This window comes from Ruegeria sp. AB8 (genome assembly GCF_056542605.1).
The window spans coordinates 1-11,755 of sequence record NZ_JBQGAB010000047.1 but is presented as its reverse complement, the minus strand read 5'-3'; the positions used below and the strand labels follow the sequence as shown (position 1 = coordinate 11,755).

Annotated in this window: 11 protein-coding genes and 1 tRNA gene; 10 read left to right on the top strand and 2 right to left on the bottom strand. The window is 54.6% G+C overall.

The genetic code is table 11. The features are described from left to right. Window positions 1-14: 14 nt before the first annotated feature. Window positions 15-91 (top strand) — tRNA-Met (locus ACR0CG_RS22945). Between the two features lie 240 nt (window positions 92-331). Here ACR0CG_RS22945 and ACR0CG_RS22940 read toward each other — a convergent pair. Continuing rightward, entirely contained in the window at window positions 332-1,246 is a 915-nt protein-coding gene (locus ACR0CG_RS22940; RefSeq protein WP_480527759.1) for a LysR substrate-binding domain-containing protein, read from the bottom strand. A 172-nt stretch (window positions 1,247-1,418) separates the two neighbouring features. Between ACR0CG_RS22940 and ugpB the strand changes: the two genes are divergently transcribed. The 9 genes from ugpB (at window position 1,419) to ACR0CG_RS22895 (ending at window position 11,410) form a co-directional block, all read left to right on the top strand. Next, window positions 1,419-2,729, top strand: a complete 1,311-nt coding sequence (gene ugpB / locus ACR0CG_RS22935) for a sn-glycerol-3-phosphate ABC transporter substrate-binding protein UgpB (RefSeq protein WP_480527758.1) — start codon at window positions 1,419-1,421, stop codon at window positions 2,727-2,729. A 60-nt stretch (window positions 2,730-2,789) separates the two neighbouring features. Next, window positions 2,790-3,671 (top strand): sn-glycerol-3-phosphate ABC transporter permease UgpA, encoded by an 882-nt coding sequence (gene ugpA, locus ACR0CG_RS22930; RefSeq protein ID WP_170617192.1) that lies wholly within the window; start codon window positions 2,790-2,792, stop codon window positions 3,669-3,671. A 20-nt stretch (window positions 3,672-3,691) separates the two neighbouring features. After that, window positions 3,692-4,528, top strand: a complete 837-nt coding sequence (ugpE, locus tag ACR0CG_RS22925; RefSeq protein ID WP_480527761.1) for a sn-glycerol-3-phosphate ABC transporter permease UgpE — start codon at window positions 3,692-3,694, stop codon at window positions 4,526-4,528. Window positions 4,529-4,531: 3 nt separating this feature from the next. After that, entirely contained in the window at window positions 4,532-5,587 is a 1,056-nt protein-coding gene (locus tag ACR0CG_RS22920; protein ID WP_480527756.1) for a sn-glycerol-3-phosphate import ATP-binding protein UgpC, read from the top strand. Next, on the top strand, window positions 5,587-6,561 hold the full coding sequence (locus ACR0CG_RS22915) for a glycerophosphodiester phosphodiesterase (protein ID WP_480527754.1): 975 nt from the start codon (window positions 5,587-5,589) through the stop codon (window positions 6,559-6,561). The genes ACR0CG_RS22920 and ACR0CG_RS22915 overlap by 1 nt, the downstream gene beginning before the upstream one ends. Before the next feature lie 417 nt (window positions 6,562-6,978). Continuing rightward, a complete protein-coding gene (locus tag ACR0CG_RS22910; RefSeq protein ID WP_170617186.1) occupies window positions 6,979-7,152 on the top strand; it encodes a periplasmic nitrate reductase, NapE protein in 174 nt (57 codons plus the stop codon). A gap of 31 nt (window positions 7,153-7,183) precedes the next feature. Beyond that, entirely contained in the window at window positions 7,184-8,371 is a 1,188-nt protein-coding gene (torC, locus tag ACR0CG_RS22905) for a pentaheme c-type cytochrome TorC (protein ID WP_480527752.1), read from the top strand. A 10-nt stretch (window positions 8,372-8,381) separates the two neighbouring features. After that, window positions 8,382-10,847, top strand: a complete 2,466-nt coding sequence (torA, locus tag ACR0CG_RS22900; RefSeq protein WP_480527750.1) for a trimethylamine-N-oxide reductase TorA — start codon at window positions 8,382-8,384, stop codon at window positions 10,845-10,847. Beyond that, the gene (locus tag ACR0CG_RS22895; protein ID WP_480527748.1) at window positions 10,844-11,410 is read left to right on the top strand and encodes a molecular chaperone TorD family protein; all 567 of its coding nucleotides are present in this window, start codon (window positions 10,844-10,846) and stop codon (window positions 11,408-11,410) included. The genes torA and ACR0CG_RS22895 overlap by 4 nt, the downstream gene beginning before the upstream one ends. A 157-nt stretch (window positions 11,411-11,567) precedes the next feature. Here the strand turns inward: ACR0CG_RS22895 and ACR0CG_RS22890 are convergent. Then, window positions 11,568-11,755 (bottom strand): hypothetical protein (locus ACR0CG_RS22890; RefSeq protein ID WP_480527746.1); only part of this gene is annotated, 188 nt, incomplete at its 5' end.

Sequence of the window (11,755 nt, the reverse complement as noted above, 5' to 3'; positions counted from 1 at the left end):
AAATCTGACACTGACGCGGGATGGAGCAGCCCGGTAGCTCGTCAGGCTCATAACCTGAAGGTCGTAGGTTCAAATCCTACTCCCGCAACCAACGATACTTGCGAAACCGCCTCAGCCATGTCGGCTTTGGCGGTTTTTGCTTTTGTAGGTGCCGCCCGCCGTGATCGTTTGTTGCGACCCCCCGCAACCACTTCTACTGAACAGGTCGCCGCAGGGGGCTTTCGTCGCTCCAGGCTAATTGACCCTCCGTTCAGCTAAACATAGTTGCGAACTGCTTCGCTGAAGGAGCATTGTATTTTTTCAACCCAAGTTCGCTTGTGTAGGCCCGTGTTTAACGTCCAACGTACTCTGCCCTAAATGGTCTTAGGCTTTCCCTAAACTGTTCGATGAATTCCAAAGTCACCAGTGACGGTTGCTTTAAGATCGGGCGCACCAGCGAAAGGGTGTGCGGCAACACTGGCTTGAATGGTCGATAGCTTAATCCTCGAGATGTGTATTGGACGGCGTCAAGTTCGCTTACGACTGAGATGCCCACGCCTCTTACTGCCAATTCACAGGCCGCTGTGAACTGCCTGACTTCGATATGTGAATTCAATTCGACATTGGCATTTTGAAACGCTTTCGAAAGCCGTCCGAAAAAGTTGCTGTCGCGTCGTGTGTGGATGACTTTACTTTTTTCAAGGTCCGCAGGTGTAACTTCGGAGAGGTTTTCCAGGTCATGTCCGGTCGGGAATACGCAAACTGTCCGGACGTCGATATTTGTGCTTTCGACCGCCGGGTGACCATTAAAGCTGTCTGTGATTCCAAAATCATATTGTTCGCCGATCATCCATTCGAGAATGCGTTCTGGTCTATCTGGTTCGATCGTCAGGGTGACACCAGGCCGATTTTCCAAAAATCTGGAGACGACATCGGGTAGGTGGCTGGTGGCAAATCCGGGCAGGCAAGCGACTCGGATGTGCCCTGCTTTGCGTTTTGTGATGTCCTGACTGACATCCGAGATTTGCCTCATAAGCTCGAGAACACGTTCGACGCTGGGTAAGAGGTAACGAACCTCCTGTGTTGGCACCAATCTGCCTTCCCGGCGATCAAAAAGCTGGAACCCAAGTGACTTTTCAAGATCCGACAGCAATCTGCTGACAGCAGGCTGGCTTACCCCCAAATCGTTTGCGGCCGCTGTGACAGAGCCGTTGGTGGTCACTGCCATAAGGGCTTCCATTTGCCGTACTCTCAGAATTTGACTCATTGCCGATCCTAGTCTGCTGTCCTTGAACATAACATTGTGTTATTTTTTTATCCAACAGATAAAGCTTGAATTATATTTCTGTAACGCTAACGTCGTGAAATCGTCATGTGTGCCGTTTACGCGTAGCGGTCGGTATTCAACGAAGCATCGAACCTGATGCATGGGAGGAATCATGAATAAGAATCTGCTAGGCGCTCTTGCCTTAACAACTGCCTTGTCCCCGGTGGCGGCAATGGCGCAAACCGAAGTTCAGTTCTGGCATGCCTTCACCGGTCGACTGGGTGAACTTGTGAAAGCGCAGGTCGAGGAGTTCAACGCCAGCCAGGATGAGTTTGTCGTGGTCGAAAGCCACAAGGGCAACTACTCGGAAACCTTGAATGCGGGGATCGCCGCATTCCGTGCCGGTGAACAGCCGCATATCCTGATGGTGTTCGAAGTGGGCACGGCAACGATGATGTCGGCCGAAGGTGCAATCAAACCGGTCTATGAAGTCATGGCTGAAAGCGGCGCTTCCTTCGATCCCGACGCATATATTGGGGCGGTCAAAGGATACTACACGACAACTGACGGTGACATGCTGTCGTTGCCCTTCAACTCTTCCACGCCGGTTCTGTGGGTCAATCGCGACGCCATGGAAGCGGCCGGAGTCGACCCGGATACGGATCTGTCCACCTGGGAAAAAGTTGGCGACGTTCTCGAGCAGCTCAAGGCTGGTGGTGAAGACTGCCCGCTGGTGACTGCATGGCAAAGCTGGATCCATCTTGAGAACCTGTCGGCCTATCATGACGTTCCGTTCGCCTCGAAGGACAACGGTTTTGCCGGTCTGGATACCGAGCTGATGCTGAACGGTCCGGCGCAGGTCGCACACCTGACGGCAATGGGTGACTGGGCCAAGGATGGCAAGTTCATCTACACCGGGCGCAGGAACGAAGGTGGGGCAAACTTCCGGGCTGGCGAATGCGCTTTGTTTACGGAAAGCTCGGCCGGTTACGCTGGCATAAAGGCAGAGGCTAAGTTCGATTTCGATGTGCGCCCGTTGCCCTATTGGGAAGCTGTCACGAGCGAGCCGCAGAACACCATTATCGGCGGCGCATCGCTTTGGGTGATGGAAGGTCATGACCCTGAAGAATACAAGGGCGTCGGCGAATTCCTGAGCTTCTTGTCGTCGTCCGACGTGCAGGCCGCCTGGCACCAGAACACCGGCTATCTTCCGATCACGGCTGAAGCTGGCGAAGCCACCCGCGCTGCGGGTTTCTATGACGAAAACCCGGGAACCGACATCGCGGTGATCCAGATGACTGCGAAGGAGCCGACCGCAAATTCGAAAGGTCTGCGTCTGGGGTCGTTCGACCAGATTCGCGGGATCATCGACGAAGAGCTTGAGGCCGTCTGGTCCGGTGAAAAGACCGCTCAGGAAGCGATGGACAGCGCAAAAGAACGCGGTGACGCGCTACTGCGCCGGTTCGAATCCGCCAATCAATAAACAACAATCCGATGCGGGCTCTACAGAGCCCGCATTCTCTTTCTTCGGTGGACCATCAGGATGGAAAAACGCGTCACCTTTCGCGGCTGGCTGTTGCCATTGGCGCTGATCGCCCCTCAGGTCATCATTTCCGCTGTATTCTTTTTCTATCCTGCCGGGCAGGCTGTTTGGCAGTCTCTGTTCATACCTGATCCCTTTGGATTGTCGTCCCAGTTCGTGGGGCTCGGCAACTTTGAGTTCCTGCTCAGCGATAAGTTCTACCGCGCCTCTTTCGTGACAACAGCAGTGTTTTCGACGCTTGTCACGCTGTGCTCGATGATCCCGGCCTTGTTTCTGGCGGTCATCGCAGACCGCCTGATCAAGGGATCGGGTGTCTATCGGACGCTCTTGATCTGGCCATATGCGGTCGCGCCTGCGGTGGCAGGTGTGCTGTGGCTGTTTATGTTCAACACCCGCGTGGGTGTCGTGTCGTGGTACCTCGGCCAGCTTGGTTATGACTGGAACCACGTTCTGAACGGCACTGAGGCCATGGGGCTTGTGGTCGTCGCCTCTGCCTGGGGGCGCATCAGCTATAACTTCCTGTTCTTTTTTGCGGCACTGCAGTCGGTCCCAAGGTCGGTGATTGAGGCTGCCGCCATCGATGGCGCGCGCTTCTGGCGCCGGTTCTTCACGATCGTGCTGCCGCTTTTGTCACCAACCGCGTTTTTCCTGCTGGTGGTGAATGTCGTCTATGCCTTCTTTGAAACATTCGGCGTCATTCACACAATCACTGGCGGCGGGCCGCAGCAGTCGACGACTATTCTGGTCTACAAAGTCTTTTCGGATGGGTTCGTCGGACAGGATCTTGGTTCGTCTTCGGCACAATCTGTCATTCTGCTGATCGTCGTTGGCCTGCTGACCGTCATCCAGTTCAAATACGTGGAAAAAAGGGTGCACTACTGATGGCAGCCCAACAACACGGAATGGTCGAAAATCGCGGCATGGGGATCTGGTTGACTCATGGCCTGATGATCCTTGGCGTCTTGATCATCTTCTTCCCGATCTGGCTGGCATTTGTCGCCTCTACTGTCACCCAGCCTGAGATCGTGTCACCGCCCATGCCGTTGGTGCCGGGTGATCAGTTCTGGGAGAACTACAAGGCCGCGCTGTTTTCCGGCGTGAATGTCCCGGTTGCCACGATGCTGTTCAACAGCCTCGTGATGGCCATTGGGATCGCAGTGGGCAAAATCGTGATTTCACTGCTATCGGCCTTTGCGATTGTCTATTTCCGCTTTCCCGGACGGACGACTTTCTTCTGGCTGATCTTCCTGACGCTTATGCTTCCGGTCGAGGTTCGTATCGTGCCGACTTTTGAGGTCGTCGCAGGGTTCGGAATGCTCAACAGCTACTATGGGTTGATCTTCCCCTTGATCGCCTCGGCGACAGCAACCTTCCTGTTCCGCCAGTTCTTTCTGACAATACCGGATGAACTGGCTGAAGCCGCCCGCGTAGATGGGGCCCGACCGATGCGGTTCTTCATCGATATCGTGGTGCCCATGAGCCGCACCAACATCGCGGCGCTGTTCGTGATCCTGTTTATCTATGGCTGGAACCAATACCTATGGCCGCTGCTGATCACGACTGATCCAGAGATGAATACCATCGTGATGGGCATCAAGCAGATGTTCCCGTCCGGCGATGATGTGGCCGAATGGCCGGTCATCATGGCGACGTCCATTCTGGCGATGATCCCGCCGGTCATCGTGGTGGTGTCGATGCAAAAGCTCTTTGTCCGCGGCCTTGTCGATAGCGAGAAGTAAGAAATGGCAACAGTATCCCTAGAGAATGTCAAAAAGAGCTTTGGCCCGACGGATGTGATCCACGGTATTGATGTCGATATCGCCGATGGTGAGTTCATTGTGATCGTCGGCCCCTCTGGCTGTGGTAAATCCACACTGTTGCGGATGGTGGCGGGGCTGGAAACTGTCACGTCAGGAGAAATCCGGATCGGTGATGAACGGGCCAACGAAAAAGAGCCTATGGACCGGGACATCGCCATGGTGTTCCAGAACTATGCGCTCTATCCGCATATGTCGGTGCGTCAGAACATGGGGTATGGTCTGAAAATTGCCGGGTTGCCCAAAGATCAGATCGATCAAAAAGTGACTGACGCCGCAAAGCTGCTGCAGTTGGAACCCTTGCTGGACCGTAAGCCCAGACAGTTGTCAGGCGGACAGCGTCAGAGGGTGGCGATGGGGCGGGCCATCGTCCGCGAGCCAGCGGTTTTCCTGTTTGATGAGCCGCTCTCGAACCTTGACGCCAAGCTTCGCGTTCAGATGCGTCTTGAAATCCGCGAACTTCAGGAAAAACTCGGCATTACCTCACTTTACGTTACACATGACCAGGTCGAAGCCATGACAATGGCGGACAGAATGATCGTAATGAATGGAGGCATCGCCGAGCAAATTGGAACGCCGCTGGAGGTCTACGAGACCCCTAAGACGCTGTTCGCGGCGCAATTCATCGGCAGCCCGGCGATGAATATTTTTGAAGCGCGGCGCGAAAACGGGACAATCCGGATCGGCGACATCGCGGTTGGCCCGTCTGCCGGTCCAGATGCCGCCATTAAGCTGGGCATAAGGCCAGAGCACCTGCTGCTGGATGAAAGCGGTCCGCTGGAAGCTGCGATTCAGATGGCGGAACCGCTTGGGGCAAATACACTGTTGCACGGCCACCTTACGGGTTCTGGCGACACGATCACGATCAGCCTTCCGGGTGTCCACCCGATCGAGGGTCGCCATCCGAATATGCGGTTCTCGGTTGCACCAGAGAATATGCATTTGTTTGACCACGCAACGGGCAAAAGACTGGAAAACTAATGGTGTTCCCTCAGGTCGAAGCATTTCGCGGCGGCAAGGATTTGATCCGGGTCGTAGGTCATCGGGGTGCGCGGGGCGTTTTGCCTGAAAACAGCATGATCGGTTTTGACTTCACACTTTCCATTGGCGTCCCGCTTCTTGAGTTTGATGTCGTTCTTACGGCTGACGATGTCCCCGTCATCACACATAACCACCGGCTTCACGCGCCGACTTTTAGGGACGCCAGTGGCCGTTTCTTGGTAGGAGAAGAGCCAAAGGTTTCTTCGCTGACTGTCGAGCAGATCCAGCAATTCGACGTCGGACGGTTGAACGGGCAATCGGCTTATGGTCGTCGGTTCCCTGATCAGGCCCAACTGGACGGCGTTCGCGTTCCCACGCTGTCGGACTTGCTGAAACTTGTTGGTGAACCGAGATACGGTGATACCAATCTTATGCTGGAACTGAAATCTGACCCCGATTTGACCCACGATTCATCTTACAGGCGGAAATTCGTTAAATGTGTGCTGCAGGAGCTTCGTGCCACAGGCTTGGCATCGCGGGCTGTTTTGCACAGTTTCGATTGGAACTTGTTGGAAGAATGTCAGCGTCAGGCGCCTGATCTGCCGTCTTCCTACTTGACTCAGCTCCCGGAAAATGCCGACGATGTCGGTGAGGATTCCTCGAAAGCTGTTTGCCCGGATTTTCGGGGCCGTCGGGATGAAATTCCAAAACTGGTCAAACAGGCCGGGGGTGCGCTTTGGTGCCCCTATTTTGCGGATGTGACCGCAGAAAATGTGTCACTTGCGAAAGAACTGGGCCTTTGTGTTGCTGTGTGGACAGTCAATGACCCTGAAGAAATAAGCAGAATGATCGATCTGCGCGTGGACGCAATTGTGTCTGATTATCCGGGCCGGGTTCAAAGGCATCTTTCGGATTTAGGCATGAGATGGCATGTCGATACACCGGCACAACTTGACCGGACACAGGCGCCATAGACACCTGGCAATTCTTGGATTCCAGAGAAACACGATCTGAATGGATTGGTTAGATCACCAGTTAAAGTCGCCTTAGGGGCGAAACCTATATTGGCTGGGCAAACGAAACGAGCCTCAGCTTTGACCGTGCAACTTTTTTGTGAAGGCCTCGAAGCCCCCTTCATCGCGTCTCGTGCTACGAAGCGCTAGATCATACCCTAGGCTTGCCCATCATTCGGTGGAAAGGGGCATCTTTTTTGCATTTTCAGATGATTAAGTTGGACCCAAAGCAGAAAGCCTTGCCGGAAAAAGACGTAAATACAGCGCTCTAGATCAGCTTCAGGATGCGACATTCCGCCGCGCCCTTTGATTCAAGCAGGTATATCTATGGTAGTAACATTGCCGTGAGCGTTTTCATCTTAGGCGAGCGAGATAGATATGACAGATCAATCCATCAGCAGCTCGAAAGACGCAGCCAAGCGTGAATGGCTGTCCTTCTTGTTTATTACGTTGGTGTTTCTGCCCGGAATTACAGTCCTGGGGGTCGGGGCTTACGGGTTCACCGTATGGATCCTTCAAATCATTTACGGCCCGCCAACTGGATCTCTCTAAACCCAGAAAATGAGCCGAGGAGCACGTTCTTATGTCTCTGAAGTCTACATTGTCATCCTTCTGGAATACGGTATCCCGACCTGCCACAACGATCAGTCTGGGCGTGATCAGTCTGGGTGGTTTTATTACCGGGATAATTTTCTGGGGCGGCTTCAATACCGCGATGGAGTTTACCAACACGGAAAAGTTCTGCGTTTCCTGCCACGAGATGCGTGACAATGTCTATGTAGAGCTTCAGTCCACGGTCCATTGGGAAAACCGAACCGGGGTCCGTGCCACATGTCCGGATTGTCATGTACCGCATGAGTGGACCAACAAGGTTGCCAGAAAAATGCAAGCGTCGAAGGAAGTCTGGGCGGCTGTATTCGGCACCATAAACACCCGCGAAAAGTTCGAGGCACGCCGCGCGGAATTGGCAAGACACGAATGGGCCCGGCTGGAGGCAAACAACTCGCTCGAATGTCGGAACTGTCATGATTACGACAGCATGGATTGGGACGCGATGTCGGCCGAAGCGCGGTTCTATATGAAACCGGCAGCCGCACTGAATACAGGCTGTATCGAGTGTCACAAGGGCATAGCTCATCACCTGCCTGACAATGTGGCCGTGGGCAGCCCGGCCATGGCCAAGCTTGAAAACAAAGCCAATTCAGGCAGCGTCTCGGTCGGCGAAGACTACTTCGCCATTCGTGACATCCCTGTTTATGACAGCGCCGAGGGTTCGGAGCCGGTGGGTAACCTGACACTCGGTGCTGCCGTCGAAGTTTTGGATGAAAGCGGAGACCGTGTTCAAGTCGCACTTAAGGCGTGGCGCAAGGATAAAGGGTTTGGGCGCGTCATATTTGATGAATTCGGGCACAATATTCGGGTTGCCGTTTTGTCGAAGGACACGGCTCAGAACACTGAACTGGTCGAAGCTTCCGCACCTCAGACGGATGATGCGACGGGGCTCGATTGGGCGCCTGTCACGGTAACGCTTTGGTCGGACAAACAGGGATATGTGGATGAGATTGACGAACTTTGGACGGTGGCTGAGGAAAGCTACACCGCCAACTGCTCCACTTGCCACGCGCAGCCGGACCCGGATCACTTCGGGACCAACTCCTGGCCTGCGCAGTTTAACGGTATGGTCGGGTTTACCAACATGGACGAAGCCCAGGCCAATTTGGTGCTGACCTACCTGCAAAAACATTCCGCTGACTATGGCGGCTCTCACTGAGGAGAAAACCATGTCAACGCGTCGTGATTTTCTGAAAGGCACAGGAGCAACAGGGTTGTCCGCACTATTGGGGCCCAGCCTGCTTCAGCCAGCGACCGCTCGTGCCGAGCAACTGACATCTGCCGGTATCTGGAAAACATCAGGCTCACACTGGGGTGCGATCGAGGCCCTTGTCAAAGGTGGTCAGGTGACCGAGGTTCGCCCACTTGCCGACGATCCGCACCCGACCGATATGGTGAACGGCATCCAGGGCCTGATTTATTCGCCGTCGCGCGTCCGCTACCCGATGGCCCGTGCAGAATGGCTGGATAACCGAAAGGACGCGGACCGGACCACACGGGGCGACAACCGCTTTGTTCGTCTGACCTGGGATGAGGCTTTGGACCTGTTCTTCGAGGAAATGGAGCGTGTTCAGACTACGCATGGACCTTCGGGGCTTTACGCTGGGGCGACGGGCTGGCGGCAGACCGGCCAGTTCCATTCCTGCATCAATCACATGAACCGTGCCGTTTCGATGTACGGCGGCTATGTGAAAAAGGCGGGCGACTATTCAACTGGCGCAGGCCAAACCATCCTTCCTTACGTGCTTGGGTCCACCGAAGTTTATTCGCAGGGAACCAGTTGGCCACTGATCCTGGATAACGCCAAGACTATCGTTTTCTGGGCGAATGACCCGCTGAAAAACCTGCAAGTCGGCTGGACCTGCGAAACACACGAACCATTTGAGTATTTTGACCAGCTGCGGGACAAAATCGTGGCAGGCAACATCCGGGCCATCAGTGTGGACCCGGTGCGAACCAAAACCCAAAAGCACATTGGGGCCGAACAACTCTACATCAACCCGATGACAGATGTGGCTTTCATGCTGGCACTGGCGCACACCCTCTATACCGAAGGTCTGCACGACGAAGAGTTTCTGAATGTCTACACGCTCGGGTTCGAGCCTTTCATGGCCTACGTCATGGGCGAGGCTGAAGATGGTGTCGAAAAGACGCCCGAGTGGGCAGCGCCGATTTGCGGTGTCCCGGTTGATACGATCAAAGAGTTTGCCCGATTGCTTGCATCGGACCGAACCCAGCTCGTCTTCGGTTGGTCCGTGCAGCGGCAACAGCATGGCGAACAGCCGTATTGGATGGGTGCGATCATCGCGGCCATGTTGGGCCAAATCGGACTGCCCGGGGGCGGCATCAGCTACTCTCATCACTATAGCGGTATTGGCGTGGCACCATCTGGCGCCAGCATGCCCGGGGCTTTTCCTCTGAATTTGGATATTGGCGTTGATCCTGTACGGTCAGACGACAATTTCCTGGGTGCCAGCAGTACAATTCCTGTCGCCAGATGGATCGACTGCCTGATGAACCCTGGTGGAACAGTCGAACACAACGGGCACACAGTTACGTATCCGGACATCCGAATGGCAATTTTCACCGGATGCAATCCGTTCCATCATCATCAGGACCACAACAAGATGCGCGTGGCTATCCAAAAGCTGGAGACCATTGTTGCGATTGACTATGCGTGGACCGCTACGTGCAGACACGCCGACTTGGTCCTGCCTGCCTGCACCCAATTTGAGCGGAACGACATAGACAGCTACGGCTCATATTCTCGCTCCGGCGTAATCGCCATGAAGAAGCTGGTCGATCCGCTGTTCCATTCCAAAACCGACTTTGAGATTTTTTCGCTGTTCTGCCAACGCTTCGGTCGCGAGCAAGAATACACCCGTGGCTGGGATGAAATGGAGTGGGTTGAGAGCCTTTATGAGACGACCCGTAGCGCAAACGAGGGTAGCTATGAGATGCCACCTTTCGAAGAGTTCTGGGAAAAGGGCATGGTTCGGTTTGAACGGGGCGAACCTTGGGTCAGACACGCCGATTTCCGCGAAGACCCTGAAATAAATGCGCTTGGTACGCCTTCAGGATTTATCGAAATCTCCAGCCGGACGATCGGCAACTATGGCTATGATGATTGCGGAGAACACCCCAAGTGGATGGAGAAAATCGAACGGTCTCATGGTGGGCCGGGGTCGGACAGGTTTCCGTTGTGGCTGCAATCGTGTCACCCGGATCAGCGCCTTCATTCGCAGATGTGCGAGAGCGACCCGTACCGCGCAACATATGCGGTAAAGGATCGAGAGCCTGTGTATGTAAACCCCGAAGACGCGGCTGACCGAGGAATTGAAGACGGCGATATCGTGCGGGTTTTTAATGATCGCGGTCAATTGTTGGCCGGCGCGATTCTGAGCGATGACTATCCAAGAGGCGTAATCCGCATTCATGAAGGTGCCTGGTATGGACCGGTCGATGCCGCGCCCAACGCTCTCGACACGTATGGCGACCCCAACACGGTCACTTTGGATGTGGGCGCCTCGAAACTGTCACAGGCGACATCCGCAAATACCTGCATCGTCGAGATGGAGAAGTTTGAAGGAGAAGTTCCACCGGTAACAGCCTTTGGCGGACCCATCACCGTATGAAGGAAGTTTCTCCGGATCTGATGCGCTTTCTGTCGACGGGATTCGCGCGCGAACTTGACGTGGCAACCATCAAAGCGTGCCATGGCGGGGTCGCAGACGAGCTTTTGAGTGATGTCGTTGGATCAGATCAGCTGATCCGGGAAATGAAAAAGTGGTCTGACCCGCAGACCACCCAAAAAGAACTCGCAATCAGTTACGGAAGCGTGTTTCTGGCCGGTGGCAGGGAAGCAGCCCCACTATATGCCTCTGCTTGGCAAGGGTCGGGGAACCTCATGTCTGCCCCACATTGCAGAATGCAATCACTGCTAAAGCAAGCCGGAACAGAAGTGGCCAATAGCATCTCTGAACCGGCCGATCATTTGGCCATAATGCTCGAATATCTAGCGATGTGTCTGGAAGGGCGCCCCGGCGCAATGGACGCCGCGCGATTTGCTGCTGAAGACATACTGCCCTGGTACAATGCCTTCGCGACAAGGGTTCAAGGGCATCATTTGTCCGCACCGTTTTACGTGTCGCTCGTTAGCCTCACCGAAGCGGTGGTTGAGGACTGCGCTTTTGAGTAGCTATTTTGGAGTTCCCGAGCAACGCACCAGATGCACAGACAAATCGCGTCGATCCACAATGTCATGCACATCTCCCGCGTATTTACGCCCGCCTCATACCCCTTGATCAAACCTATAGCCCGGTCATCTCAAAATCTGAGTTTTCTAGGTTCCAGACTTATTGATTTTCAGAGTCAAAGATAACTGTGGCGGCGAGAGCGATGGCTGAAAGGAAGACCTTAGGCTCGGGACCCATTGATTTCCGCGTGGCCGCATGATTCACGGTTCGGAAAACGAGTGGTGAACATGTCTGATCTTTACTGGCTAACGGACGCGCAAATGGCACGTCTTGAGCCCTTTTTCCCC